General features: G+C 69.3%; 26 protein-coding genes. 13 read left to right on the top strand and 13 right to left on the bottom strand.

Annotation, left to right across the window (positions count from 1 at the left end; genetic code table 11):
• Positions 1-6: 6 nt before the first annotated feature.
• The 3 genes from FHP25_RS11405 to FHP25_RS11395 are packed head-to-tail and all read right to left on the bottom strand — an operon-like array spanning position 7 to position 1,645.
• A complete protein-coding gene (locus FHP25_RS11405) occupies positions 7-291 on the bottom strand; it encodes a putative quinol monooxygenase (RefSeq protein WP_218578327.1) in 285 nt (94 codons plus the stop codon).
• A 22-nt stretch (positions 292-313) separates the two neighbouring features.
• On the bottom strand, positions 314-1,090 hold the full coding sequence (locus FHP25_RS11400) for an SDR family oxidoreductase (RefSeq protein WP_147847045.1): 777 nt from the start codon (positions 1,088-1,090) through the stop codon (positions 314-316).
• A 51-nt stretch (positions 1,091-1,141) separates the two neighbouring features.
• Positions 1,142-1,645: a MaoC family dehydratase gene (locus tag FHP25_RS11395; protein ID WP_147847044.1), complete on the bottom strand. Its 504-nt coding sequence runs from the start codon at positions 1,643-1,645 to the stop codon at positions 1,142-1,144.
• A 59-nt stretch (positions 1,646-1,704) separates the two neighbouring features.
• On the opposite strand from FHP25_RS11395, the gene FHP25_RS11390 reads away from it, so the two are divergent.
• The 5 genes from FHP25_RS11390 to FHP25_RS11370 all read left to right on the top strand — a co-directional run bounded on the left by FHP25_RS11390 (position 1,705) and on the right by FHP25_RS11370 (position 5,812).
• Positions 1,705-2,757, top strand: coding sequence for an alcohol dehydrogenase (locus FHP25_RS11390; RefSeq protein ID WP_178133464.1), 1,053 nt, complete (start codon positions 1,705-1,707; stop codon positions 2,755-2,757).
• Between the two features lie 106 nt (positions 2,758-2,863).
• Positions 2,864-3,304, top strand: coding sequence for an RrF2 family transcriptional regulator (locus tag FHP25_RS11385; RefSeq protein WP_331461678.1), 441 nt, complete (start codon positions 2,864-2,866; stop codon positions 3,302-3,304).
• 118 nt (positions 3,305-3,422) lie between these two features.
• Positions 3,423-3,905, top strand: coding sequence for a group III truncated hemoglobin (locus FHP25_RS11380; RefSeq protein WP_147847041.1), 483 nt, complete (start codon positions 3,423-3,425; stop codon positions 3,903-3,905).
• Positions 3,906-3,917: 12 nt separating this feature from the next.
• The gene (gene ctaD, locus FHP25_RS11375) at positions 3,918-5,534 is read left to right on the top strand and encodes a cytochrome c oxidase subunit I (protein WP_147847040.1); all 1,617 of its coding nucleotides are present in this window, start codon (positions 3,918-3,920) and stop codon (positions 5,532-5,534) included.
• Positions 5,534-5,812 carry a DUF1971 domain-containing protein gene (locus tag FHP25_RS11370; protein ID WP_147847039.1) on the top strand — a complete coding sequence of 93 codons (279 nt, stop codon included), beginning with the start codon at positions 5,534-5,536 and terminating at the stop codon, positions 5,810-5,812. Before ctaD ends, FHP25_RS11370 begins: the two co-directional genes overlap by 1 nt.
• Before the next feature lie 240 nt (positions 5,813-6,052).
• On the opposite strand, the gene FHP25_RS11365 is transcribed toward FHP25_RS11370, so the two are convergent.
• The gene (locus FHP25_RS11365) at positions 6,053-6,733 is read right to left on the bottom strand and encodes a flavodoxin domain-containing protein (protein WP_178133463.1); all 681 of its coding nucleotides are present in this window, start codon (positions 6,731-6,733) and stop codon (positions 6,053-6,055) included.
• 104 nt (positions 6,734-6,837) lie between these two features.
• On the opposite strand from FHP25_RS11365, the gene FHP25_RS11360 reads away from it, so the two are divergent.
• A complete protein-coding gene (locus tag FHP25_RS11360; RefSeq protein ID WP_147847037.1) occupies positions 6,838-7,707 on the top strand; it encodes a LysR family transcriptional regulator in 870 nt (289 codons plus the stop codon).
• Positions 7,708-7,847: 140 nt separating this feature from the next.
• Here the strand turns inward: FHP25_RS11360 and FHP25_RS11355 are convergent, their stop codons facing one another.
• The 3 genes from FHP25_RS11355 to FHP25_RS11345 form a co-directional block, all read right to left on the bottom strand.
• Positions 7,848-8,537, bottom strand: coding sequence for a glutathione S-transferase N-terminal domain-containing protein (locus FHP25_RS11355; protein ID WP_147847036.1), 690 nt, complete (start codon positions 8,535-8,537; stop codon positions 7,848-7,850).
• A 49-nt stretch (positions 8,538-8,586) separates the two neighbouring features.
• Positions 8,587-9,798, bottom strand: a complete 1,212-nt coding sequence (locus FHP25_RS11350) for an acyl-CoA dehydrogenase family protein (protein WP_147847035.1) — start codon at positions 9,796-9,798, stop codon at positions 8,587-8,589.
• Positions 9,799-9,938: 140 nt separating this feature from the next.
• Positions 9,939-10,673 (bottom strand): MBL fold metallo-hydrolase, encoded by a 735-nt coding sequence (locus FHP25_RS11345; RefSeq protein WP_147847034.1) that lies wholly within the window; start codon positions 10,671-10,673, stop codon positions 9,939-9,941.
• Positions 10,674-10,765: 92 nt separating this feature from the next.
• Between FHP25_RS11345 and FHP25_RS11340 the strand changes: the two genes are divergently transcribed.
• Complete coding sequence (locus tag FHP25_RS11340; protein WP_147847033.1) at positions 10,766-11,203, top strand: tetratricopeptide repeat protein; 438 nt, start codon at positions 10,766-10,768, stop codon at positions 11,201-11,203.
• Between the two features lie 348 nt (positions 11,204-11,551).
• Positions 11,552-12,493 carry an aldolase/citrate lyase family protein gene (locus FHP25_RS11330; RefSeq protein ID WP_147847032.1) on the top strand — a complete coding sequence of 314 codons (942 nt, stop codon included), beginning with the start codon at positions 11,552-11,554 and terminating at the stop codon, positions 12,491-12,493.
• Positions 12,494-12,690: 197 nt separating this feature from the next.
• Here the strand turns inward: FHP25_RS11330 and FHP25_RS11325 are convergent, their stop codons facing one another.
• The 5 genes from FHP25_RS11325 to FHP25_RS11305 form a co-directional block, all read right to left on the bottom strand.
• Entirely contained in the window at positions 12,691-14,301 is a 1,611-nt protein-coding gene (locus tag FHP25_RS11325) for an AMP-binding protein (RefSeq protein ID WP_147847031.1), read from the bottom strand.
• A gap of 210 nt (positions 14,302-14,511) precedes the next feature.
• Positions 14,512-15,966, bottom strand: a complete 1,455-nt coding sequence (locus tag FHP25_RS11320) for an amidase (protein WP_147847030.1) — start codon at positions 15,964-15,966, stop codon at positions 14,512-14,514.
• 27 nt (positions 15,967-15,993) lie between these two features.
• On the bottom strand, positions 15,994-16,647 hold the full coding sequence (gene trhA, locus FHP25_RS11315) for a PAQR family membrane homeostasis protein TrhA (RefSeq protein WP_147847029.1): 654 nt from the start codon (positions 16,645-16,647) through the stop codon (positions 15,994-15,996).
• A gap of 275 nt (positions 16,648-16,922) precedes the next feature.
• Complete coding sequence (locus FHP25_RS11310) at positions 16,923-18,110, bottom strand: divergent polysaccharide deacetylase family protein (RefSeq protein WP_147847028.1); 1,188 nt, start codon at positions 18,108-18,110, stop codon at positions 16,923-16,925.
• A 55-nt stretch (positions 18,111-18,165) separates the two neighbouring features.
• The gene (locus FHP25_RS11305) at positions 18,166-19,140 is read right to left on the bottom strand and encodes an EamA family transporter (RefSeq protein WP_231712298.1); all 975 of its coding nucleotides are present in this window, start codon (positions 19,138-19,140) and stop codon (positions 18,166-18,168) included.
• 208 nt (positions 19,141-19,348) lie between these two features.
• On the opposite strand from FHP25_RS11305, the gene FHP25_RS11300 reads away from it, so the two are divergent.
• The 5 genes from FHP25_RS11300 to FHP25_RS11280 all read left to right on the top strand — a co-directional run bounded on the left by FHP25_RS11300 (position 19,349) and on the right by FHP25_RS11280 (position 25,170).
• The gene (locus FHP25_RS11300) at positions 19,349-19,951 is read left to right on the top strand and encodes an anthranilate synthase component II (protein WP_147847026.1); all 603 of its coding nucleotides are present in this window, start codon (positions 19,349-19,351) and stop codon (positions 19,949-19,951) included.
• A gap of 181 nt (positions 19,952-20,132) precedes the next feature.
• Positions 20,133-21,320, top strand: coding sequence for a trans-sulfuration enzyme family protein (locus FHP25_RS11295; protein WP_147847025.1), 1,188 nt, complete (start codon positions 20,133-20,135; stop codon positions 21,318-21,320).
• A 179-nt stretch (positions 21,321-21,499) separates the two neighbouring features.
• Positions 21,500-22,342: an SDR family NAD(P)-dependent oxidoreductase gene (locus FHP25_RS11290; RefSeq protein WP_147847024.1), complete on the top strand. Its 843-nt coding sequence runs from the start codon at positions 21,500-21,502 to the stop codon at positions 22,340-22,342.
• A gap of 179 nt (positions 22,343-22,521) precedes the next feature.
• Positions 22,522-23,835 carry an NAD(P)H-dependent oxidoreductase gene (locus FHP25_RS11285; protein ID WP_147847023.1) on the top strand — a complete coding sequence of 438 codons (1,314 nt, stop codon included), beginning with the start codon at positions 22,522-22,524 and terminating at the stop codon, positions 23,833-23,835.
• A gap of 273 nt (positions 23,836-24,108) precedes the next feature.
• Positions 24,109-25,170: a glycosyltransferase gene (locus tag FHP25_RS11280; protein ID WP_147847022.1), complete on the top strand. Its 1,062-nt coding sequence runs from the start codon at positions 24,109-24,111 to the stop codon at positions 25,168-25,170.
• A 12-nt stretch (positions 25,171-25,182) separates the two neighbouring features.
• On the opposite strand, the gene FHP25_RS11275 is transcribed toward FHP25_RS11280, so the two are convergent.
• On the bottom strand, positions 25,183-26,685 hold the full coding sequence (locus FHP25_RS11275) for a flippase (RefSeq protein WP_178133461.1): 1,503 nt from the start codon (positions 26,683-26,685) through the stop codon (positions 25,183-25,185).
• Between the last annotated feature and the right edge of the window lie 40 nt (positions 26,686-26,725).

The raw sequence follows: 26,725 nt of genomic DNA, 5'->3' as shown, positions 1-26,725 counted from the left end.
GGCCGGTCAGACTTCCTGCATCACCTGCACCTGCGGCCGCGCCGCCAGGTAGTCGCCCAGCTTGCGGCCCAGGTCCTTGAAGTGCGGCGAGGCACGATGCGCGTCGAGCGCCGCCTGGTCGTCATAGCGCTCCAGCATGACATAGACGTTGGCATCGTCGGTCTTGTGCAGCGCGTAGAGCTTGTTGCCCGGCTCGCCGGCGCGCACGGCGGCGGCGAGCTTGCCCATGGTCTCCTCGAACGCCGCGTTGGTGCCCGGCTTGATGGTCAAGGTCGCGATGATACCTAGCATGGTCCCTCCTTCAGGATCGGTCTCAGGATGACGGGGTCGGCGCGGCCGCTTCAAGGCCGCCGACATAGAACCGGTTATGCGTCGGGCTGATGATGATCTCGTTGACGCAGACGCGCGCCGGCAGGGTGGCGACGAACAGGATGGCGCGCCCGAGATCCTCCTCCTGCATCATGCGCGCCAGCTCGTGCGGCGGCGGCTTGACCGGGCGGCGCTCCATGATCGGCGTCGCCGCCTCGCCGGGGCAGATGACGCAGGCGCGGATGCCGTTGATGCCGTCCTCGACGTTGATCGTCTCGGTGAGCGCCGCGACTCCGAACTTGGACGCCGTGTAGCCGGGCCCGGCCAGGCCGGTGATGTACTTGCCGAACCAGCTCGAGACGTTGATCACGACGCCGTCCTTGCGCGCGCGCATCGACGGCAGCACGGCATGGCAGCAGTAGAACGTGCCGTCGAGGTTGATGCGCACGATGTCGTCCCAGCCTTCGGGCGTCACCTGCCCCCAGGTGCGCTCGCGCAGGTTGATGCCGGCGCTGTTGACCAGGATGTCGATGCGCCCATGCGCCGCCAGGATCGCGTCGGCCACGCGCCTGACGGCGTGCTTGTCGGCGACGTCGAGCAGCGCCGCCGTGCCGCTTCCGCCGGCGTCGCCCGCCAGGCGCGCCGTCTCGTCCAGCGTCTGGCGCGTGCGGCCCGACAGCATCACGTGGGCGCCTTCGCGCGCCAGGGCGATGGCGCCGGCCCGGCCGATTCCGGTGCCGGCGCCCGTGATCCAGGCAACCTTGCCGTCCAGCAAACCCATGGCGTCGCGTCCTCCGTTATACGACCGGGCCGAAGCTGGCCGGGAGCGCCTTCACGCCTGCGGCCGCTTCTTGACGAGATATTTGTGCTCGCCGTCCATCACCAGCGTGCCGTCCTGGTTGTGGATCGTGATCTTGACGACCACGACCCCGGTGGTGCGGCCGGGGCGCAGCTCGCTGATCTCGAGCATGGGAAAGAGCGTGTCGCCGACATAGACCGGCCTGAGGAGGCGCGACGACTGCTCGATGAAGCCGATCAGCGAATCGCCCACGACATGCGGGAAGATGCCGGCACCGGCCGCGGCCTGGATGGTGACCTGCAGGCCGTGCGCCAGCATGTCGCGATGGCCGCGCGCCTGGCAGTAGACGCGATCGTAGTGGATCGGGTGGTTGTCGCCACTGGCCAGCTGGAAGGCGGCGAACAGCGCGTCCGTCTGGGTGCGCGAATTGACGTAGAAGCGCTGACCAACCTTGAGGTCCTCGAAATAGTGCGAGGGGCCGAAGCTATGGTTTCGCGGATCGAACTTCGCTGCCTCGTCGCCGACCTTTCCCGACACGCCCACCTCCGACTAGGATGCACTTTCACAATCGCCCGCAATGCTACGGAGGAAACACCATGCGCGCCATGCAAATCGTCGAGTTCGGCAAGCCGCTGCAGCTGAACACCTATGCCGACCCGGCGCCTTCGGGCAGCGAGGTCATCGTGCGCATCCTGTCGAGCGGCGTCTGCCATTCCGACCTGCATCTGTGGGAAGGCTTCTTCGATCTCGGCGGCGGCCAGAAGCTGGAGGTCACCAACCGCGGCATGACGCTGCCGCACACGCTGGGCCACGAGATCGCGGGCGAGGTCGTGGCGGTCGGGCCGGACGCCAAGGACGTGCGCGTCGGCCAGCGCTTCGTGGTGTTCCCGTGGATCGGCTGCGGCCAGTGCGCCGCCTGCCAGGCCGGCGACGAGCTGCTGTGCGCCGCGCCGCGCACGCTGGGCACGCGCCGCGACGGCGGCTATGCCACGCATGTCGTGGTGCCGCATCCGAAATACCTGGTCGACCATGGCAACACGCCGATCGAGCTCGCCTGCACCTATGCCTGCTCGGGGCTGACCGCGTATTCCGCCATCCGCAAGACCGAGACGGTGAAGAACCGCAAGCGGCTGCTGCTGGTCGGCGCCGGCGGCGTCGGGATGGCCGGGCTGGAGGTCGCCAAGGCGATCTTCGACGGCGAGATCATCGTCGCGGATATCGACGACAAGAAGCTGCAGACGGCCAAGGAGCACGGCGCCCACGACGTGGTCAACACCCGGGCCGAGGGCGCGCTGGCCAGGCTGCAGCAGCAGACCGGCGGCGGCGTCTGCAGCGCCGTGGATTTCGTGGGCGCGGCCGCCTCCTTCCGCTTCGGCTTCGACGCCCTGCGCCGCGGCGGCAAGATCGTGATCGTCGGCCTGTTCGGCGGCGACGCGCCGTTCGCGCCGATCGCCATGCCGTTCAAGATGGCGGCGATCGAGGGCTCCTATGTCGGCGATCTGCCCGAGTTCCACGAGCTGATGGCGCTGGTGCGCGCCGGCAAGATCGGCCCGATGCCCTACGCCACGCGGCCGCTCGAGGCCGCCAACGACGTGCTGGAGGAGCTGCGCGGCGGCAAGGTGGTGGGCCGCGTCGTGCTGCGGCCGTAGCCGCGCCTCTTTCCGGTCATGCGCGGACGTGATATCCATTGTAAAATAGGTATGGCCAGCACGCCTTAACGTTCCTACCCCGCGCCCGCCGACGATGCGCCTGACCTTGCACACCGATTACGCCCTGCGCCTGCTGATGATGCTGGCGATGGAGCCGGACGACCTCCACACGGTCGAGGAGGTTGCGCGCCGCTACGACATCTCGCGCAACCACCTCACGAAGGTGACGCAGACCCTGGTGCAGGCGGGCTTCGTCGAGAGCCAGCGCGGTCGCGGCGGCGGGCTGCGGCTGGCGCGCCAGGCCGAAGCGATCAACCTTGGCGCCGTCGTGCGCGCGACCGAGGACAGCTTCGATCTGGTCGAGTGCTTCGACGCGGCGCGCAATATGTGCGTCATCACGTCCGCCTGCGGCCTGCGCGGTCCCCTGGACGAGGCGCTGCGCGCTTTCCTGGCGGTGCTCGACCGCTATTCCCTGGCCGACCTGATCAGCCATCCCCGCGCGCTCCAGCGCATGCGCCGCCTGCTGGCCGAGACGCCGGCGGCCTAGTCCAGAGCGACCGGCCCCTGCTGCTGCCAGCGACGGAACAGCACAGGCTTAAATGGGTATTTGATTTACCCCTTTATGCGTTAAAATAGTCATATCAGATACCTATTAAAGGCCAGCCATGACGCTGCCCATAGCCCCTGGCATGCAACGCCGCGCCGAGATCACCGACCGCATCCGGGCCGAAACCGGCATCGACGAGGCGATGATCGACCAGCTGGTGCGGCGCTTCTACGACCGCGTGCGGCAGGACGCCCTGCTCGGCCCCGTCTTCGCGGCCCGCATCGCAGACTGGGAGCCGCACCTGCAGAAGATGTGCGCGTTCTGGTCGTCGGTGGCGCTGATGAGCGGCCGCTACCACGGCCAGCCGATGCAGGCGCACCTGCCGCTGCCTGTCGACGCACAGCATTTCGACCGCTGGCTGGCGCTGTTCGAGGCCACGGCGAACGAGATCTGCCCGCCGCAGGCGGCGGCGCACTTCATCGAGCGGGCACGGCGGATCGCGGAGAGCCTGGAGCTGGGCATCGCCTGCGGCCGCGGCGTGCTGCTCGCCAAGGGACAACGCTACCGGCGCGATGATCCTGCGCGCGCCGCCAACAGCTAGGGAGGGCTTGCCATGACCGCTGCAACGTCGGTTGCCGACAGCGTCCACGACCACCAGCCGACCTTCTTCCGCCGCTGGTTCCTGTCCACCAACCACAAGGACATCGGCACGCTCTACCTGGTCTTCTCGGCCTGCGCCGGCCTGTTCGGCGCCGCGCTCTCGGTCTACATGCGCCTGGAGCTGCTCGAGCCGGGCGTGCAGTACATGCTCGGCGCCGACGGCCAGCCCAACGGCCACCTGTGGAACACCATCGTGACCGCGCACGGCCTGGTCATGGTGTTCTTCGTGCTGATGCCGGCGCTGATCGGCGGCTTCGGCAACTGGTTCGTGCCGATCATGATCGGGGCGCCCGACATGGCCTTCCCGCGCATGAACAACATCTCGTTCTGGCTGCTGGTGGCGGGCTTCGTGATGCTGTGCTGCTCGCTGCTCTTCGGCGAGGGCTCCGGCACCGGCTGGACCATCTATCCGCCGCTGAGCGCCTCGGGTCATCCCGGTCCGTCGGTGGATTTCGTGATCTTCTCGCTGCATCTGGCGGGCGCCGGCTCGATCCTGGGCGCGGCAAACTTCATCGCCACCATCTTCAACATGCGGGCGCCGGGCATGACCCTGCACCGCATGCCGCTGATGGCCTGGGCGATGCTGGTGACCGCCTTCATGCTGCTGATGTCGCTGCCGGTGCTGGCCGGCGCCATCACCATGCTGCTGACCGACCGCAACTTCGGCACCACCTTCTTCAATCCGGCCGGCGGCGGCGACCCGACGCTGTACCTGCACCTGTTCTGGTTCTTCGGCCACCCCGAGGTCTACATCATGATCCTGCCCGCGTTCGGGATCGTGAGTCATGTCGTGTCGACCTTCTCGCGCAAGCCGATCTTCGGCTATCTCGGCATGGCCTATGCGGTGGTCGCGATCGGCATCATCGGCTTCGTCGTGTGGGCGCACCACATGTTCACCGTCGGCATGGACGTCGACACGCGCGCCTATTTCATGGCCGCGAGCATGGTCATCGCGGTGCCCACGGGCGTGAAGATCTTCAGCTGGATCGCCACCATGTGGGGCGGCTCGATCCGGTTCCCGACGCCGATGCTGTTCGTGCTGGGGCTGATCTTCATGTTCACCATCGGCGGCGTCACCGGCGTGGTGCTGGCCAATGCCGGCGTCGATATCGCGCTGCACAACACCTACTACGTCATCGCCCACTTCCATTACGTGCTGTCGCTGGGCGCGGTGTTCGGCATCTTCGCCGGCTTCTACTACTGGATCGGCAAGATGAGCGGCCGCCAGTACCCGGAATGGGCGGGCAAGGTGCATTTCTGGACGACGTTCCTGGGCGTCAACATCACCTTCTTCCCGATGCACTTCTCGGGCCTGGCCGGCATGCCGCGCCACTACCCCGACTACCCCGACGCCTTCCACCTCTGGAACGAGATGTCGTCGATCGGCGCCTTCATCACCTTCGCCTCGACCCTGTGGTTCGTGGGCGTCGCGCTCTACACCATCACCGCCGGCCGCCGCGTCGGCGCCAACTACTGGGGCGACGGCGCAACGACGCTGGAGTGGACGGTGTCCTCGCCGCCGCCGTTCCACACCTTCGAGGAGCTGCCCACGGTCACGCGAGGCCACTGATGGCACAGCTTCCCCACGGCCTCGTCGCCTACAAGCGCACGCCGGTCTTCGACCAGGACAGCCTGCCGGCCGGCTTGCGGCGCGAGCACCGCACCAAGCCCGGCGTCTGGGCATTGATCCACGTCATCGAAGGAAGGCTGCGCTGCCGCATCCACGATCCGGCGCACGAGGAGATCCTGGAGCCCGGCAAGCCCGGCGTGGTGCAGCCCGAGCAGCCGCACGACGTCGAGCCGCTCGGGCCGATGCGGATGTTCGTCGAGTTCCACGCCATGCCGTGACGGCGTAAAGGCCGTCATAGGCAGGACCATCACATGCGAGTGACGTGTCATCCCGAGCGCAGCGAGGGATCTCCTGCGGCAAGACGCACGGTGCGCTATCCGCGGGAGATCCCTCGCTGCGCTCGGGATGACGGAAAGGGCACCAGCGCGGCGTCGCGCCATATGCGATCGCCCTGCCCCGGAGGGGGAAGATCACAAAGGCTCGGAATGACGGATGACGACATGCGATGGCCGGCCGCCTCAGGTCCGGCGGTGACCATTGCCGGTCCGGCAGCGGCGCGGCGGTGACCAGGGCGTGCAGCGCCGCGGCCCCGGCTCGCGGCGGCTCGCCGCACCGGACGCGGCCACCTCGCCGAGGTCGCAATCGACGCATGGCAGCAGGCGCGTCGCGCCCAGCTCCTCGAGGCGCCGGTCAAGCCATGGTCCCGCTTCGCGGTAGCGCTCGTCCCCGGCCGCGCCGAGCGCGAAGACGGCATAGCGCACCCCCGGCAGCCGGGGTGCCCGGCGAGCCGCCGCGAAGGCGAAGAACGGCGCCGCCGGCGTCGGCGGATCGGCGTCGCTGGTGCTGGTGACAACCAGGATGTCCTGCTCATCGCGCAGCCGCGGCAGCGCGTAGTCGGCCATGTCGATCACCTCGGCGGCAAGCCCGGCCGCGGCCGCCGCCCTGGCCAGGGCAGCGACGATACCGGCGCTGGCGCCCGCCTCGCAGCCGACCAGGATCGTGAGCGGACGTCGTGGCGCCGATGCGGATGCCGGCGCCACCGCCAGGGCCATCTGGGCCGCGATCCACTGCGCCGCCTTGTCGACGCCCGTGAAATGGCCGCTGACCCAGAAGGTCTGCGACGGGCTCAGCGCCTGCACCAGCGCCTTGATCTGCTGCCACTGCTCTGCGCTCAGTCCCGGTCCCGGAAGCTCCGTCATGGTCGTCCTGCCTGTCGTCATGTACTGAAGCTGGTGCTCGACGACACTGCAGACAAGCGAATGCTATTGCTGTTTGACAGCAATGGTTTTGCTATAAGAGAATCATGGATATCGGCCTTGCGCGCACCTTCCTCGAGGTCGTCGCCAGCGGCAGCTTCGTCACCGCCGCCGACCGCCTGCATCTGACGCAGACGGCGGTCAGCGCCCGCGTCCGCGTGCTCGAGCAGCAGCTCGGCCGGCGCCTTTTCGTGCGCAACCGGGCCGGCGCTCGGCTGACGGCAGCCGGCGACCGCTTCGTGCGGCACGCCACCGCGCTGGTGCAGGTCTGGGAGCGGGCGCGCCAGCAGGTGGCGCTGCCCGCCGGACGCGCCGAGGTCGTGAGCGTCGGCGGCGAGCTCAGCCTGTGGGATCCCCTGCTGGCCGACTGGCTGGTGTGGATGCGCCGCCACTGCGCCGACATCGCGCTGCGCACCGAGGTCGACGCGCCGGGCCGGCTGCTCGACCGCGTCCAGGAAGGGTCCCTCGACCTCGCCGTGCTGCACAGTCCGCCGACACGCTCGGACCTCGTGGTCGAGCTGCTCGTCGAGGAGACGCTGGTCATGGTCACCACGGCGGCCGACGGCACCTGGCGGACGGACGACTACGTGCTGGTCGACTGGGGCTCGGCCTTCATGGCCAGCCATCGCGCGGCCTATCCGGAGCTCGCCAATCCGCCGGTCTCGATCACGCTGGGACCGCTGGCGCTGGCCTACCTGCTGACGGTCGGCGGCGCCGGCTACTTCCGGGCCAGCGCCGTGCGCCAGCACCTGGCCGACGGCCGCCTGCAGCGCGTGCGGCGCGCGCCCGAGTTCTCGCACTCGGTCTATGCCGTCTATTCGACTCGCGGCGACGCCGAGGTGCTGGGCCGGGTCCGCGACGGACTGCGCGTCTGCGCGCGCCCCGCCGGACCACGGCGACGACGTGGCACGGCCTGATCCGGGTCATTGCGCGCGCCCGTCATCCCGAGCGCAGCGAGGGATCTCCCGCGAATGGCGCACCGTGCGTCTTCCGCGGGAGATCCCTCGCTGCGCTCGGGATGACGGCTCGACCGCGCTCGTATGGTCCGGATCGGGGCTTACGCCGCCGCTTTCTGCCGGTCCCGGAAGCCGTAGAGGTCGAGCATGCGCTCGCGCCAGGCGACGATGGGATCGGCGTCGTCGAGCAGCGCGAACACCGAGGCCGTGCGGGCCCACAGGAAGGCGCTGGCGACGATGTAGTCGGGATAGGCCGGGGCTTCGCCGCTCAGGTACGGCCCTGCCCGGAGCTGCAGGCGCAGCGGCTCCAGGCTCTGGCGGAACGCCGCCAGCCGGCTCGCGCGCGCCGCCGCCTGGAAGCCGGCGAGATCCTCGGTGCCCAGCCACTTGGCCCGGCTCTGGCGGAAATAGTCGCTATCCTGCGGCCGCACCCGCGCATGCATGTCGCCGACGATCAGCGAGAACAGGCCGGCATGCAGCACTGAATTGGTCCAGTTGCTGACGAAGCGCGCAAAGGCCGGGTCGGCGCCGAGCAGCGGCTTGTCGGGATAGGTCTGCTCCAGGTAGGCCGCGATCCGGCCGCTGTCGTGCACCGGCTTGTCGTCGTGGGCATGGTCGACGATCACCGGCACCAGCTTCTGGCCGGAGAAGGCGATCTTGTCCTTCTCGCCGAAGCCGATCGGCACCTCCTGCCAGGCCAGGCCCTTGTGCGCCAGCGCGAACTTCGTACGCCAGCAGAACGGGCTTGGCCGCGCGCCGTCGGCGAACTCCAGATCGTAGAGCGTGATCATCCGGGCCTCCCTCTTCCCTCCCCACGCCAAGGCGTGGGGAGGATTTTCGTCACAGCCCCAGGATCGCCTTGGCCATGATGCCGCGCTGCACTTCCGAGGAGCCGCCATAGATCGTCATCTTGCGGCCGTTGAAGTAGCGCGGCGCCAGCACGTCCGAGCCCTCCGGGCCGATCGGCTCGTCATTGGCGCCGGGCACGCGCTGCACGGGGAACGGCATGGCATAATGGGCCGCCGCCTCGACCGCGTACTCCTGGACCTGCTGCATCATCTCGGTGCCGCGCAGCTTGATCATCGACGACCACGGCCCGGGATTCTGGCCGCTGGCCAGCCGCGAGTAGAACTCCAGCTCGAACATCTCCAGGCTGGCGATCTCGATGTCGGTGCGCGCCAGCTTCTCCTTCCAGGCGTTGTCGCGCATCAGGGTCTTGTCGCCGTCGGCGGTGGCGTCGACCAGGCGCTTGAGCCGCTCGAAGGAGCTGCGCAGGCGCGGGCTGTAGGCGCTGCCGCCGCGCTCGAACTCCAGCAGGTACTTGGCGTAGGTCCAGGCCACGTTCTCCTCGCCGACCCGGTTCTCGACCGGCACCTTCACGTCGGTGAAGAACACCTGGTTGACCTCGTGCGTGCCGGCGCGGTTGCCGTCCGACGTGATGATCGGCTCGACCTTGATGCCCGGCGTCGTCATGTCGATCAGCAAGAACGAGATGCCGTCCTGCGGCTTGCCGCCGCTGGATGTGCGCACCAGGCAGAAGATCCAGTCAGCGATATGCGCCGTCGTGGTCCAGATCTTGGTGCCGTTGACGATGTAGAAATCGCCCTCGCGCACGGCCCGGGTCTTGAGCGAGGCGAGGTCCGAGCCCGAGCCCGGCTCGGAGTAGCCCTGGCACCAGATCAGGTCTGAATTGAGCATCGGCGGCAGGTGCTTGTCCTTCTGCGCCTGGTTGCCGTACTTCATGATCACCGGCGCGCACATGCGCGGCCCGAACGGCGACGTGCCCGGCGCGCCCACCCGCGCCATCTCCATCTCGAAGATGTATTTCTGCGTCGGCGTCCAGCCGGGGCCGCCATATTCCTTCGGCCAGTTGGTGCACAGCCAGCCCTTCCTGGCCAGCCGCTTCTGCCAGTCCAGCAGCCGCTCGCGGCTCATGAAGGCGTTGCGCGCCACCTTGGCCTCGGCGACGATCTCGGGTGTCAGGTTCTCCTTCAGCCAGTCGCGCACCTCGGTCTGGAACGCGATATCGGCCTCGGTGAAGTTCATATGCATGAGCGGTCCTCGTCAGGCTGGCATGCCTTGCCTGGCCGCCACGGTATCGCGCGCTGCCGGCGCCATCAATGACGGCGAGCCGCCATTCCGAGGCGCGGAAGCCACCTCTCTGGACCCATAGGCACCCCTGCCCGCATTGGTCACACCTCGACGACCATCCCGTCCTCGGCGACCTCGAAGCGGCCGGCGAGATCGCGGCCCAGCATGTCGGGGCTCATATGGGTGAGGATCATCCGCCGGGGCCGCAGCACGTCCATGTGCGCCAGCACCGTGTCAAGGTCGAGGTGGAAGCGGACCTTGCGGTCATGGAAGTAGGCCTCGGCGATGAACAGGTCGACGTCCTGCGCCACCGGGACCAGCGCCTCGGTCCATTCGGTGTCACCGGTATAGGCGACGCTGCGGCCGTCGATCGTGAGCCGCAGCGCCAGGGGCGGCGCATCGCAGGGATGCTTGACCTGCATCGGCAGCACCGACACCACCCCGACCGTCGCGGCCGCGTCAGGCGCCAGTTCGACCACGTCGAGGGTGAATTTCTGCGCGATGCCCGACGAGCCGGGAAAGAACACCTCCATCGCCTGCGCCAGCCGCGCGCGCAGGCCCGGCGGACCGGCGATGGTGAGCGGCCGGGTGCGCCGGCTGACGAGCTGGGCGTCGAGGATCAGGAACGGCAGGCCGCCGAAATGATCGCCGTGCAGGTGCGTGATGAAGACGGCATCGATGGTGTTGGGATCGACGCCCCACTTGCGCAGCGCCACCATCGACGACGCGCCGCAGTCGATCAGCACCGTGGCCGACGGCGACATCACCTGGAAGCAGGTATTGAAGCGCCCGCCGCTGCCGAACGCATCGCCACACCCGATGAAACGCAGCTGCATGATGCGGTGCCCTCGTACAATCGACCTCTGGCGCATTGACCTGCGCGCCCAGTCGCCTAACGTCAAGCCTGCAACAGGAAGGCGGCCATGACGTGAGGGGCTTGTTGTCCAACCGCGCGATCTTTCGGGCGTCGCTGCTCGCGGCAGCGCTCGGATTGGTGGTGCCCCCGATCCAGGCCGCGCCGCGCGACACCCCCGACTGGAAGACCTGCGCCGACTTCCTGACCAATGACGATGCCGAGCCCGCCTGCACCCGCCTGATCGAGAAGGGCGGCATCGCGCCGCCCGACCTGGCGCAGGTGCACTACTATCGCGGCTCGGGACGGTATTTCCGCGACGAGAACGCCGCCGCCGTCACCGATCTGACGGCCACGATCCGGCTGGTGCCCTCCCATGCCGGCGCCCGCATGATGCGCGTGGCGGCCTACTGGGACAACGGTCAGTGGTTCGCCGCCAGCGTGGACGTCTTGGTTCTTGTGTGGCGCAGCCTGACGGGAACCCTGACCGACCATGAGGAGGACGAGGCCTAGCGGACGCCGCGAAGCCCGGCCATCAGCTGGCAGGGCGCTTCGCCAGGGCGAGGCCGAGGCCGAGCGCGATCATCGCAGCCCCCGACGCTTCCCGCAGGCGGCGGATCAACGTGGGACGTGCTGCCGCGCCGTCACGAATGCCGCTCGACCTCGCCGTCATCCCTAGCGCAGCGAGGGATCTCCTGCAGCAAGACGCACCGTGCGCCATCCGCGGGAGATCCTCGCTGCGCTCGGGATGACGGCAGGTACGGCAGCGCGGTCCATACGCGCGCCCGGCTGGAGGGCCGGCGCCGGACGGCGCGCCTTGGTGTAGGCTGCGCGTGCTGAAATCGGATCCCAGGAGATGCCATGCCCAGCCGCATCAACCGCGCGATCGAGCTTCTGGCGCAGGACCAGGCGATCTACTACGACGGGCCGCACAGCGGCCATGTGCTGACCCATGCCCAGGGCGCGGCCGATGCCCGGACCTGGGCCGACTACATCAATGTCGGCATGGAGCATGGCGCCTTCGACATGACGGGCCTGGCCGAGTACATGCGCGGCCTGGTCGACGGCGGCCCGACGCGCTCCGGCCATCGCACCCCGGCCGTGATCGTCGAGGCGCCGGTGAACGGCACCGACGCGGCCAATGTGCGCTTCAACGCCTGGCAGTTCCGCCAGATCCTGGGCCGCGGCGTGCATGGCATCCTGCTGTGCCAGGCCGAATCGGCCGATGCCGTGCGCGCCTTCGTCGAGTCCTGCCGCTATCCGTTCCAGCTGGCCGGCGTCGATCCCGCGCTGCCCACGCCGCATGATCGCCTGCGGGGCGCGCAGCGTCCCGGCACCGTGCTGCCGCTGGGCACGGGCACGCGCGGCCGAGGCTCGGAGCCGACGGCGGCGCCGGTCTGGGGCCTGGCGCCGGACGACTACATGCAGCGCTGCGATCCCTGGCCGCTCAACCCGCAGGGCGAGCTGCTGCTGGGCGTGAAGCTGGAGAGCCCCGAGGGCGTCGCCAATTGCGAGGCGATCCTCGACGTGCCGGGGCTGGGCTTCGCCGAGATGGGGCCGGGCGATCTCAGCCTGTCGCTGGGCTACACGACCATGCCGCGCGATCCCTACCCGGCCGAGATGCGGGACGCGCGCAACCGCATCCTCGCCGCCTGCCGCAAGCACGGGCTGGCGTTCCTGGAGGGCTGCACGGCGCAGAACATCGCCGCCCGCATCGACGAAGGCGTGCGCGTCGTGGCCGGCCACCGCGAGGACACCGCCCGCATCGGCCGCGCGCACCAGAAGCGCACGATGCCGGTGTAGCTTTGGAACCTCTCCCGCTGGCGGGAGAGGTCGGCGGGCGCGCAGCGCCCGACGGGTGAGGGCTTCACGCACAGCACCGAGTCCTTGGGCCCTCACCTTCCCATCGTGCTGCGCACGATGGGCCCCTTCCTCTCCCGCACAGCGGGAGAGGAGCAAGAGGCTTCACCTCTCCCGCGCAGCGGGAGAGGAGCTTCAGATTACCCTGCCACCGGCAGGCGCTTGCGCAGCTCGAGCTTGTGCACCTTCTCGAGCGTGCTGCGCGGCATGTCCTCGACCACGAACACCTGGCGCGGCCGCTTGAAGTCGGCGAGCTTGGCGGCGCATTCGGCCATGATGCGGTCCGGCAGCTCGTTGTTGCCGTCCACCGGCACGCCCGGCGCCGGGATCACGAACGCCACCGGCACCTCGTCGAGCATGCGATGCTTCTGGGCCACGACGGCGCACTCGCCGACGCCCGGCACCAGCGCGATCACCCGCTCGATCTCCGAGGCCGCGACATTCTCGCCGCCGACCTTCAGCATGTCCTTGTCGCGGTCGGCGAAGGTGATCATGCCGTCGGCATCGAGCGTCACGCGGTCGCCGGTGATGAACCAGCCGTCGTCGGTGAAGCTGTCCCTGGTCGCCTGCGGGTTGTTGAGATACTCCAGGAAGATCTGGATGCCGCGCACGCCGTGGCATTGCAGATGCCCGGTCTCGCCCGGCGCCACCGCGGTCTGCAGGTCATCGCGCAGGATGCGGATGCCGTAGCCCGAAGCCGGCCGGCCCGTCGACATCGGCCGGTTGCGCAGCAGCGCGTCGCCGATGATGCCCTGGCTCACCGTCTCGGTCATGCCCCACCAGCCGATGGTGCGCACGCCGAACACCTCGTCGAACGGCGGCTCGTTGACGGCGTTGCCGAACATGCGGAAGTGATGCCTGGGGATCTCGCTCTGCATCAGCGCCTTGAGGAAGAACGGCAGGGTCGAGGCCCAGGTGCACTTGTTGCGGAGCGCCACGTCCCACCAGCGCCGGGCCGAGAATTTCGGCTGCATCACCACCGTGCCGCCGGCCCACATGGTGGGCAGGATCGAGTAGGTGCGGGCGTTGGTATGGAACGACGGCATCACGACATGGTGCACGTCGTCCTGGGTCAGCATCTGGTGCGCCGCCGTCGTGCGCGCGCCCCACAGGGCATTGCCCTGCGTCCACAGCACGCCCTTGGGCCGCGACGTCGTGCCCGACGTGTACTGCACCGAGCCGGGCCGCCACGGGTCCGCCTCCAGCGCCGGCAGGTCGGCGGGATCGCCGTCGATCGAGGAGAAGGCGCTGGCCCGGTCGGGCGCGAGGCTGGCCGGCGGCGGGCCGCCCTCGACCAGATGCTCGGTGACGGCAAGCCAGCGGATGTTCCTGGCGTTCTTCGCCACCATCTCGGCCAGCTCGGGCTGGGTGATGGCGGCGGCGGCGCCGCAATGCTCGGCGAAGTATTCCAGCTCGGCGCCGGCCGAGCGCGTGTTGGTGGTCACCACCACCGCGCCCAGCCGGGCGCAGGCGAACCACAGGAATTCCATCTCGGGCGAATTGTCGAGATGCACCAGCACGGTCTCGCCGGCCTTGATGCCGCGCTTGCGCAGCCCGGCGGCGATGCGCAGCACGCGGTCGCGGAACTGGCCGTAGGTCCAGACCTGGCGCTCGCCGTCGAACGGCTCCCAGACCAGGAAGGGATGGTCACGCCGCGTTTCGGCGCGGAAGTCGAGCAGCCAGTTGAGATCGCGGCCGGCGAAGGGATTGACGATGCGGCCGCGCGCGTCGGCCGGCGTGAACGAAGACATGGATGGGTTCCGCTTCCGGGGTTTCCTCAATGCATCGCATCATAGGCGACCACCCTGCCCCCGCCACAGCCGAAAGCGCCGCGCGTCGATAGGCGGAACAGTTCTCGTCATCCCGAGCGCAGCGAGGGATCTCCCGCGAAGGGAGGCTCAATCCTCAGGAGATCCCTCGCTGCGCTCGGGATGACGGTGGAGGCGTGTGGATACGACGGCTCAAGCGTATCCTGGTGGCGGGGCGAAGCCGCCGATCAGGTCGGCCAGGCGCCGGGCGACGTCGATCGGCGTGCGATCCTCCAGGTAAGGGCCGACGATCTGCATGCCGACCGGCAGCCCGGCCTTGGTGCGGCCGATCGGCACCACGGTGGCCGGCAGTCGCACATTGCCGATCAGCCCGGCCCAGCACAGGGCATCGCCGTAGGGCCGCGCCGTGCCGTTCACCGTCAGGCGCCGCGACAGCATGTCGGGCGAATGATCGTGCGGAAACGCCGCCATCGGCACCACCGGGCACAGGAACACATCCCAGTCGCCGAAGAAACGGCCCCAGGCGGCGCGCTGCTGCTGGCGAAGCGCGGCCGCCTGATTGTAGGCGGCATGGCGCATCGACGCGCCGCGCGCGAAGAGGTCGGCGTAGGCGATCGAATCGTCGGCCGCGGCTTTGGCCCGCGCCTCCAGCCCCTGCAGCACCGGCTCGGGAAAGCCGGCCGCCAAGGTCGCCGCCAGCATCTGATAGAAGTGGCGGAAGCTCTGTCCGAAATCGAGATCCGGCCTGGCATCGGCGACCTTGGCGCCGGCTTTCGCCAGCGCCGCCGCCGTAGCCCGGATCAGGCCGGCGATCTCGGCATCGACAGGGCAGAACGGGTCGTCGGCGCAGATGGCGATGCGATAGTCCCGCAGCTGCGCCTGGCGCGGCGCCGGCAGCTCGACCCGCCAGGCCGGCGCATCGAACTCATCGGGTCCGGCCAGCACGGCCAGCGCCAGGTCGAGGTCCTCGGCCGAGCGCGCCAGGGGACCGGCAACACCGATATCGACCTGCAGCAGCGAGTTGGGCGGACCGGGCACATGGCCGCGCACCGAGATCAGGCCGTAGCTGGGCTTGTGGCCGTAGACGCCGCAGAAATGCGCCGGGTTGCGGATCGAGCCGCCGATATCGCTGCCCAGCTCCAGCGGCGTCAGGCCGGCGGCCAGGGCCGCCGCCGAACCGCCCGAAGAGCCGCCGGGGCCGCGGGACGTATCCCACGGGTTGTTGGTGGTGCCGTAGACGTCGTTGTAGCTCTGCAGGTCGCCTGCGAAGAGCGGCACGTTGGTCTTGCCGAAGATCACCGCGCCGGCATCGACCAGGCGCTGCACGGCATCGGCGTGACGCTGCGCGGCATTGGCCTTGAGCGCCGGCGCGCCGGCCGTGGTCGGCAGGCCGGCGACGTCGAAGCATTCCTTCACCGTCATTGGCAGCCCATGCAGCGGCCCCCACGACTCGCCGCGCCGCCGCGCCGCGTCCGCCTGCGCCGCCCGGGCGCGGGCCTCCTCGGTGTCACGCACCACGATGGCGTTGATGGCCGGATTGAGCTTCTCGGCCCGGGCCAGCAGATGGTCGAGCAGCTCGACAGACCCGACGCGACCGGCGCCGAGGTCCGACAGCAGCGCCGTCGCCGTGCGGTAACCCAGATCCATGACGTCTTCTCCCCAAAAGCCTGCGACCTACGAGCTGAGCACGACCTCGTGCAGGATGGCGGCGTAGTGGCAGCTCGCCGCGGCCAGCACGAAACCATGCCAGATCGCGTTCTGGAACGGCAGCCGGCTCCAGAGATGGAACACCATGCCCAGGCTGTAGAGACCGCCGCCGACGATCAGCAGCACGAAGCCGGCGGTCGAGATCCCCGCCAGCAGCGGCTCGATCGCCACCACGACGCTCCAGCCCAGCACGAGATAGACGACCACCGAGAGGCGCTCGAAGCGGTGCGGCCAGCACAGCTTCATCATCACGCCGGCGAGCGCCACCGTCCACACGAACGCCAGCAGGCCGATGCCCCAGGGGCCGCCGATGACGTGCAGCGCAAACGGCGTGTAGGTCCCGGCGATCATCACGAAGATCGCCGAATGGTCCAGCCGGCGCAGCACGCGCTTGAAGCTGCCGTCGCGCGCCATGTTGTAGAGCGCCGAGCACGACAGCATGCTCATCAGGCCGCTGCCGTAGAGGCCGATGCTGACCGCCAGCCGGTAGCCCGTCGACGGCAACGCCAGGACCGCCAGCACGACGCAGCCGATCAGCCCCGACGCGACGCCGATGACGTGGATGATGCTGTCGGCGAGCCGCTCGGACTGTCGATACTCGCGATGCAGGATGGTGCTCATGGCGCCAGTATGAGCACGCCGCGCCGCCCTTGTCGAACCTGGGGTCTGAACCTCTCCCGCAAGCGGGAGAGGAGCCCAAGATCTGAGCCTCTCCCGCAAGCGGGAGAGGTCGACGGGCGCGTAAGCGACCGTCGGGTGAGGGCTTCACGCACGGCGCCGCGTCCTTGGGCCCTCACCTTCCCATCGCTTCGCGATGGGCCCCTTCCTCTCCCGCTCGCGGGAGAGGAGCCTAAGATCTGGACCTCTCCCACGCAGCGGAAGAGGAGCAAGAGCCCCTACTCCAGGCGCAGCCGGCGCTTGATGGCGGCGCTGATCGGGCCCTGGACGAAGCCCTTGCCGCGCAGTCCGGGCAGCCACTCCGCCAGGGCGCTGATGGTGGCATCGTGCGGGTGGCCGATGGCGATGGCCACGCCCTGGCGCCGTGCCACGCGCTCGGTCTCGGCCAGCTGCTGGCGCACATTGTCGGTGCTGTCGACATCGTCCAGGAACACGTGGCGGTCGACATGCGGCATGCCCAGCTCGTCGGCCACCAGGCCGCCCACGCTCTGGGCGTGGGTGCGTGAATCGAGCCACGCCAAGCCGCGCGCCTGCATCAGCTTCAGCGCGGTCTCGACCCCCGGCCGCCATGTCGTGAAGCGGCTGCCCATGTGGTTGTTCACCGCGACATAGCCGCCGAAGCTGTCGAGCGCCGCCGCCGTGCGGCGGCGGATCGCGTCGTCCGCCAGGGTCGTCAGCAAGGCGTTGGGACCAGGGTCCATGACGCTGGACATCGGCTCCATCGGCAGATGCAGCATCAGCTCGTGGCCACGCCCGCGCGCCGCCCGGGCCTGATCCTGCAGCTCGCGCGCATAGGGCAGGAAGGACACCGTCAGCGGCGCCGGCAGGTCCAGCACGCGGCGCGACCGTGGGCGGTCCAGGCCCATGTCGTCGATGACGATCACGATCAGCGGCCGCGAACGGTCATCCTGGAACGCAATCGCGTTGCGCATCCAGGTCGCATCGGCGCTGGCGCGGCGCGCGACCGGCGTGACGGCCGGCGGCCGCTCCTCGTAGACCGGCCGCGGCTGGCCCTCCGCCTCGCTGTAGCGCGGCAGGTCGGGCAGCTCGTCGATGCTGCCGTATTTCGGGACCGGCGGCGGCGCTTTCGGGGCCGTGGCAGCGGCCGGCGGCCGCGACACCGACGCCGCACGGGTGCCCGGGCTGCCGACCAGGGCCTGCGCCAGCCAATAGCCGCCACCGACGCCCACGACCAGCAGCACGATCAGGCCGGCGGCGCTGAAGAAGGCCCGGCGCGACGCCAATGCCGCGCCCGCCCGCCGCCACAGCGCATCGCACCATGCCAGCACGGCATCCAGGCGCGCGCCGACGGTCGCCGGCGCCGCCTTGCCGCGGCCGCGCCCGCCTTTGCCTGAACGTGTCGTCTTGCGGCCCGTCCTGGGGGACCGCTTCGTGCCTTGCGCCATCAGAGGGGGATATTCCGTTGTCGTTGCCCCGACTATAGCATGGCGCTTCGCGGCTTCAGAAGAGCGGCGGACCGTTCATCAAAATCAGTCCACACACGATCACCGCCGCCGCAACGACGCGCCGCGCACCGAACGGCTCGCGCAGCAGGAAGGTGCCCATCAGCGCGCCGAACAGCACGGATGTCTCGCGCAGCGCGGCGACATGCGCCATCGGCCCCTGCGAAAGCGCCCAGATCGCGATGCCGTAGCCCAGGGCCGCGATGGCGCCGCCGGCCGCGCCGCGCCACCAGCCGCGCTGCAAATAGGCCACCAGGGATGCGCGCCGTCGCGCCAGCGCGAACAGGAACAGCCACGGACCCTCGATCACGTTCAACCACGCGATGTAGGCGACCTTGTGCTCCAGCGTCGGCCCCGCGGCCCGCACGCCCAGCCCGTCCACGACGATGTAGCCGGCGATGGTCAGGCCCGTCAGCAGCGCGAACAGCGTCGCCAGCCGATGGCGCCGGACGGCGTCCGGCGTCGCCGGCACGTGCGGCATGCGGCGCGACGGCATCGCGAGCGCGATCAGGCCGATGCTGAGCAGAACCACGCCGGCGACATCCTGCGCCCGCAGCGTCTCGCCCAGCAGCCGTCCCGAGAACAGCGCCACCAGCAACGGGCCCATGCCGCGCGCGATCGGGTATGTGTGGCTGAGATCGCCATGGGCATAAGCCTGCAGCAGGAAGAAATAGTAGAAGATGTGAATGGCGGTCGAGGCCGCCATCCATTTCCAGGCCGGCGCCGCGACCCAGGGCAGGAACGGTGCCATCAGGCCGCCAATCACCGCGCCGCTCAGCATGATGACACCGAAGGTGGTCACGCGATCGGTGGCGTCCGATTTGAGTATCGCGTTCCACGAGGCATGCATCAGGCCTGCGGCCAGCAGCAGGCCGATCACCAGCGGATCAAGGACTGTGGACATCGAGGGGAACGGACGGGCGGTTGCTTCTGCGTTGTGCAGCAACCTACGCCATGCGCCGCGCAACGTCATGAACAACAGGTGCACGGCTTGTGGAGGCGCGCGATGGGCTGGACTGGACCGCGCGGCGCCTGCCACGCTCTTCGTTTCATCAGTCTGCGATGAGCGCGCCGGGAGGCGCGCGGTCCGGTTGAAACGCCGTGCGCGCCCCCGCAAGGCGGCCATCAGCGGTGGACGGCCCGTACCTTGCAAGCTACGGTGCGCGCCAACGGAGACCCCCATGCTTCTCGTCATCGATAACTACGACAGCTTCACCTACAACCTCGTCCATTTCATCGGCGATGTCGGTGGGCGCTGCGTCGTGCGGCGCAACGACCAGATCACGGTCGATGAGGCCCTGGCCCTGAAGCCGGCGGGGATCGTGCTGTCGCCCGGCCCGTGCACGCCCAACGAGGCCGGCATCTGCCTCGACCTGATCGCGGCCGCGGCCAAGGCCCACATGCCGCTGCTCGGCGTCTGCCTGGGCCATCAGGCGATCGGCCAGGCGTTCGGCGGCAACGTGGTGCGCGCGCCCGTGCCGATGCATGGCAAGCTCTCGACCGTCGCCAACACGGGCAAGGGCGTGTTCGAGGACGTGCCCTCGCCCTTCTCGGCCACGCGCTACCATTCGCTGATCGTCGCGCGCGACAGCCTGCCCGGCTGTCTGGAGGTCACCGCCAGCCTGACGGACGGCATGATCATGGGCATGCAGCACAAGACGCTGCCGATCCATGGCGTGCAGTTCCACCCCGAGAGCATCGCCTCGCAGCATGGCCACAAGATCCTGGAGAACTTCCTGAAGATTTCCGGCGACCACCCCAGCCAGCAGCGGCGTGCGGCGTAGCGGGAACGCCGGCACCGAGACATGATCCTTCCCCCGGAGGGGGAAGGTGCCCCGAAGGGGCGGAAGGGGATGTTCGAGCGGATTCGGTTTCTCTTCAGCCAACATCGATTTTGCCACAACATCCCCCTTCCGGCGCTTCGCGCCACCTTCCCCCTCCGGGGGAAGGTGCAGGACAACACCCATGACCACGACCAGGCATTTGTCCCCCGAGTCACTGGCAGCGCAGGCGCTGGGCTGGGTCGACGAGACCACCCGCGCCGTCGTGCCGCCGATCCACGTGTCGACAACGTATTTGCGCGATCCCGACAACCAGTACCGCTCCGGCCGGGTCTACAGCCGTGCCGACTCGCCCAACTACAACCAGCCCGAGGCGCTGCTGGCCCGGCTCGAGAAGGGCGCCGGCGCCCTGGTGTTCTCCTCCGGCATGAGCGCGGCCAGCGCCTGCTTCCTGGCGCTGACGCCGGGCGATCATGTCATCGTCTCGCGGGTGATGTACTGGTCGCTGCGCAACTGGCTGCTGACCTTCGCGACGCACTGGGGGCTGAAGGTCGAGCTCGTCGACACCGACCGCATCGATGCCGTCAAAGCCGCGATCAGGCCGGGCTACACCAAGCTGATCTGGATCGAGACGCCGGCCAACCCGCTCTGGATCATCAGCGACATCGCCGCGCTGTCCGACCTGGCCTACCGCGCCGGTGCCCGGCTGGCCGTGGATTCGACCTGTGCCACGCCGGTCTTCACCCGCCCGATCGAGCTGGGCGCCGACATCGTGATGCACGCGGCCACCAAGTACCTCAACGGCCATAGCGACGTCATTGCCGGGGCGCTGGTGGCGGCGCGCGACGACGACTACTGGCAGCGCATCCGGACCATCCGCGGCCAGCTCGGCACGGTGCTGGGCGCGCTCGAGTCCTATCTGCTGCTGCGCGGCATGCGCACGCTGTTCCCGCGCGTGCGCACGGCCAGCGCCAACGCGCAGTGGCTGGCCGAACGGCTCGCCGCCCATCCGGGAGTCGAGGCCGTGCTTTATCCCGGCCTGCCGGATTTTGCCGGCCGCGCCGTGGCGGCCAAGCAGATGCGCGGCGGCTTCGGCGCCATGCTCTCGGTCCGCATCAAGCCCAACGCCGATATCGGCGTGAACGGCGAGCAGGCCGCCGTCGCCGTCGCCGCCAACACCACGCTGTGGAAGCGCGCCACGTCGCTGGGCGGTGTCGAGAGCCTGATCGAGCACCGCGCCAGCGTCGAAGGCGCCGGGACGCCGGCACCGCCCGACCTGCTGCGCCTGAGCGTCGGCATCGAGGCCAAGGAAGACCTGCTCGCCGACCTGGAGCAGGCGCTGGCAATCGCGCACCGCCGCAACACGATCTGATTTTTGGACCGCGGGCGTCCACGCCCGCATTCGCTCGAAGCGAAGCGCAGAGCGAAGATGGTCGGCGCTAACGCGCCGATGCGGGCGTGGACGCCCGCGGTCCGAAACAGCAAAACACTTGCGTGCCTCTCCGCCCTGCGCGACGCTCCATGTGAATGGCTGTTCATACGGAGAAGGACATGGCGGGGCGCCTGCAGGACAAGGTTGCGATCATCACCGGCGGCGGCAGCGGCATGGGCCGTGACACGGTGCTGCATTTCCTCGACGAGGGCGCGCGCGTCATGGTCGCCGACATCAACGAGGACAATGGCCGCCAGACGGTGGCGCTGGCCAAGGCGCAGGGCCATGCCGACCGTGCCGCGTTCGTGCGCTGCGACGTCGCCGAGGAAGCCGAGGTGGCCGCCATGGTCGCGGCGGCGGAGCGGACCTTCGGCACGCTCGACATCACCTACCTGAACGCCGGCGTCGGCGGCGCCTTCGGCCCGATCGGCGAGACCACGGTCGAGGGCTGGGACTACACCTTCGCGGTGCTGGTGCGCAGCGTGTTCCTGGGAATGAAGCACGCGTCGCAGGCCATGCGGCGCCATGACCGCGGCGGCGCGATCCTGAGCACGGCGTCGGTCGCCGGCATCGTCGGCGGCGCCGGCTCGCACGCCTATTCCGCCGCCAAGGCCGCCGTCATCAGCCTGACCCAGAACGTGGCCACCGAGCTGGCGCCACACCGCATCCGCGTCAACGCCATCGCGCCGGGCGTCATCTCGACGCCCCTGCTCCATCGCGGCAAGCCCGAGAAGTTCGAGGCGCAGTTCAGGCGCCAGCCATGGCCGGAGCGCGGCGAAGGCAGGCACATCGCGACGGTCGCGGCGTTCCTGTGCTCGGACGACGCGCGCTTCGTCACCGGCGAGACGGTCAAGGTCGATGGCGGCCTGCTGGCCCAGGGCATCGCGATCTGGGGCGCCGGCGCCGAGAACCCGCTGCTGCGCGCGCCGGGCGTGAACTACGGCTCCACCGGGCGGCGCTGACGACCGGCCGCCGGCACCGGCGGCGCGCTTCTTTCAGTTCGGGACCGGTCGGGCCGCGGCGCTCCAGCGCCGCATCCGGCGCACAGCGCCGGACCGCATGAGCGGCGCTGGAGCGCCGCGGCCCGGCCGACCACTGATATGTCACGGTGTTGCGATAACCGCTCTGGCATGATGCCGGCATGATCATCGTGGACAAGGCATTGCGCGCGCGGGCCCAGGCCGGGCGGCCGCTGCGCGTCGGCATGGTCGGCGCCGGCTTCATGGGCCGCGGGGTGGCGCTGCAGATCGCCACTGCCGTCCCCGGCATGCGGCTGGCCGCGATCGCGCACCGCCGGCTCGAGCCGGCGCGGCAGGCTTTTGTCGAAGCCGGGCAGAGCGACATACGCCATGTCGAGACCGCCGGCGCGCTGCAGGCCGCCATGGCAGCCGGCCAGCCGGCCATCACCGAGGACTGGCGGCTGCTCTGCGCCGCCGACGGCATCGACGCCATTCTTGAGGTCACCGGGTCGATCGACTACGCCGCCGCCGTCGTGAGCGCCGCGATCGAGAACGGCAAGCATGCCATCCTGATGAATGCCGAGCTCGACGGCACGGTCGGGCCGCTGCTGAAGCAGCGCGCCGACGCCGCCGGCGTGGTCTACACCAATGTCGACGGCGACCAGCCCGGCGTCACGATGAACCTCTACCGGTTCGTCTGCGGCATCGGCGTGCGGCCCGTGCTGTGCGGCAACATCAAGGGACTGCACGACCCCTACCGCAACCCCACGACCCAGGAGGGCTTTGCCCGGCGGTGGGGGCAGAAGGCCCACATGGTGACGTCGTTCGCCGACGGCACGAAGGTCTCGTTCGAGCAGGCCGTCATCGCCAACGCCACGGGCATGCGGGTCGGCCGGCGCGGCATGTTCGGGCCGACCGTGGCCGCCGGCACGCCGATCGACGAAGCGGTGAAATCGCTGCCCGCCGAGGCCTTCGTCAACGGCCCGGGCATCGTCGACTATGTCGTGGGCGCCGCGCCCGGCCCCGGCGTGTTCGTGCTGGGCACGATCGAGCACCCGGCGCAGCGCCACTACCTCAACCTCTACAAGCTGGGCGAAGGGCCGCTCTACTGTTTCCACACGCCCTGTCACCTGTGCCATTTCGAGGTTCCCAACACGATCGCCCGCGCGGTGCTGTTCGGCGACGCCGCCATCGCGCCGGCCGGCGCGCCCAGCGTCGAGGTGATCGCCACCGCCAAGACCGACCTGAAGGCCGGCGACATGCTGGATGACCTCGGCCACTACATGACATACGGCCAGTGCGAAAATGCCGATGTCGTGCGCCGCGAGCGCCTGCTGCCGATGGCCGTCGCGCCGGGCTGCCGGCTGCGGCGCGGCATCGCCAAGGACCAGGTGCTGCGCTACGCCGATGTCGAGGTGCCGGCCGGCCGGCTGATCGACCGACTGCGCCAGGAGCAGGACGCCGTGTTCGCCGGCAGCATCGCCGCGGTTGCCTAGAGCATGCTCCGATCGAATGGCATCACTCCTGTCATCCCGAGCGCAGCGAGGGATCTCCCGCGTGGGACGCACGGTGCGCCATTCGCGGGAGATCCCTCGTTGCGCTCGGGATGACGGAGGTATCAGCGACCTGCGATTCCCAGCATTAGCCGGACGAGCCACAGCTTGGTCACCGCCGCCCGCAAGCAGATGCATGCAACATTCTGGTAGTGTCGCGGTGCCAGTGCCCAGCGTACGGAACATTGCCTGACAAAAGGCATCGAGGTGGAAACCATGGGCGAAGCCCACCGCCTGCGTGATCCCGGAAGTGGCGTCCTCACACCACCGACGACCACCATCACCCTCGTCCCGCCGCTGCCGGCGACCAGCCTGTCCCCGCCTACGATCGAGACGCTGCGGGACGACGGTCCCCGCCCGTTCTGGTCGGTGATGATCCCGATCTACAACTGCCCCGCCAATTACCTGCGGGAAACCCTGGAAAGCGTCCTGTGCCAGGACCCCGGCACCGGCGAGATGCAGATCGAGGTGGTCGACAACTGCTCGACAGTGGGCGATCCCGAAGCCCTGGTCCAGGAGATCGGGCGCGGCCGCATCCAGTTCCACCGCCAGCCGAGCAATCTCGGCATCGTCGAGAACTTCAACACCTGCATCCGGCGCGCCCGCGGGCACTGGGTCCATATCCTGCACGGCGACGACACGGTGCGACCGGGATTCTACGCCCGCGCCCGGCAGGGCATCACGGCGAACCCGGATGTCGGCGCCGCGTTGTGCCGCACCGTCTACACCGACGAGGACGGCCAATGGCTGGGCCTGACCGACGTGGAATCGCGGCAGCCCGCCGTCCTGGGCCCCGGCTTCGTCGACCGCCAGCTCGTGGATCAGCTCATCCAGTTCGTGTCCATCGTCGTGCGGCGCGCCACCTACGAGGAGCTGGGCGGGTTCCGATCGTCCCTCACCCACTGCCTGGACTGGGACATGTGGAAGCGCATCGCGATCCGCAAGCCCATCTTCTACGACCCCGAGCTGCTTGCCTGCTATCGCCTGCACGAGGCTGCCGACAGCAGCCGCCTCATGCGCACCGGCGAGAACGTCGCCGACGAGCGGCGGTCGATCGAGATCTCCTGCGCCGACATGCCGCCGGAGCGGGCCCGCGCGGTGCGGCGCGCGGCGCGCAAGGCGGCCGCGGTCCGCGCCGTGCGCCGCGCGCGCCGGCTGTGGCAGAAAGGCGATCACGCCACGGCATGGCGGCAGCTCACCGAGGCGTTCCGCTGCAGCCTCGCGCCGGCGGTGCTGGCACGCACCGCCTATTTCTTCGTCCGCGTCGTCCTGCGATAGCTGTCGGACAGCCTACGCGGCACGCTTCAGCAGCGACAGCGCCGCCGTGGCGATGCGGCGCTCGAAGACGAGGACGCAGCCGCCAAGCACCACCGTGCCCAGCGCAAGCTCGGCCCACCAGTAGCGGTCCAGCGCCGGCGGCAGCATGACGATCGCCAATGCCACCGCCGCCGCGCACAGCAGCGGCGGCGCGACGACCGAGACGATCGGATGCCGGCCGATATCGAGCCGCTGGCGCATGACCAGGATCATCACCAGAGCCATGAGCTCCGCCGCCAGCGTCGCGGCGATCGCGCCCCAGCCGCCGTGTGAGGGTATGAGGATCAGGTTGAGCGCCAGGTTGGCGATGCCGGCGATGGCCGTGATCTTGAAGTGCAGCTTCTGGTAGCCCCATGCCAGCAGCGGCGTGCCGATGCCGATATTGACGAACACCAGGCCGATATTGAGGCACAGCCATTCGAAGTAAGGCCCGCCGCGGACGAAGTCGCTGCCGAACATCAGGTCGTTGACATGCCGGCCGCAGGCCCAGCCCAGGGCCGCGACCGGCAGGCCCATCCACGCCAGCAGCGTCATGAACTCGCGCGCGACACGCGCGGCTTCGCCGGGCGGGCCGCCGCGCGCCCGCGCCAGCACGGGGAAGTAGGCGGTCAGCATCGCGCCGCTGATCACGGTCGAGACCATCATCAGCTTGTAGGCCGTCGTGTACAGGCCGACCTCGGCGTCGTCATGGGTGAAGCCCAGGATGATGGCGCCGCAATTGTAGATGAGCAGCACCGCGCCTTGCGACAGCGCCAGCGGCCAGGCCTCCGCCAGCAGCCGCCTGGCGCCGGCGAGCCGCCAGCGCAGCGCGCCCAGCCGCAGCACGCCATGGCGGTTAATGTACCAGAAATTGTAGGCCGTGAGCGCCACGACGAACGGCACCGTGTAGAGCACGAAGGCGAAGACGTCCTCGGGGCCGTGAATGATCGCGATCAGCACCGGGATCTGCAGCAGGCTGATCACCAGCGACGCGATCGAGGGCGCCACCATGCGCTCGTGCGCCTGCAGCACCCAGGCCACGCTGCCGGCGCCGGCCAGCAGCGTGACGCCCTGAAGCAGGAGCAGCAGGCTCACCTGCGCGCCGCGGGGATTGACGACCGCGATCAGCACCACGACGCCGTAGGCGACCACCGCCAGCACCGCCTGCAGGCTGAGGATCAGCGATGCCAGCGTCGCCGTGCGCGTGCGGTCGGCCGCGATGTCGCGCTGACCGACGATCTGCAGCCCGGGATTGGCGATCAGCCCGACATGGGCCAGCACGGCGGCATTCCAGTTGACCTGGCCGATGACGACCGGCCCGAGCATGCGGCGGCTATAGGCCGTCGTGAGGATGCCGATCAGCACCGCAAGCCCGCTGCTGAGGCTCACGGCGAGAAAGTTCACGGCGATCCGGCGCCGGTCGGCAGCGGCGCTTTCCGCCGATGCAGGTGCAGCGGAGCGCGCCTCGATCGTTTCCACGCCGGCTGCGTCCGCCAAGCAGATGCCCTCGCGATGTGTCTCGAGCGTCAGTGCCGCC

This window comes from Vineibacter terrae (assembly GCF_008039615.1).
Taxonomy (GTDB): domain Bacteria; phylum Pseudomonadota; class Alphaproteobacteria; order Reyranellales; family Reyranellaceae; genus Vineibacter; species Vineibacter terrae.
This window is presented reverse-complemented; position numbering and strand designations above follow the sequence as displayed.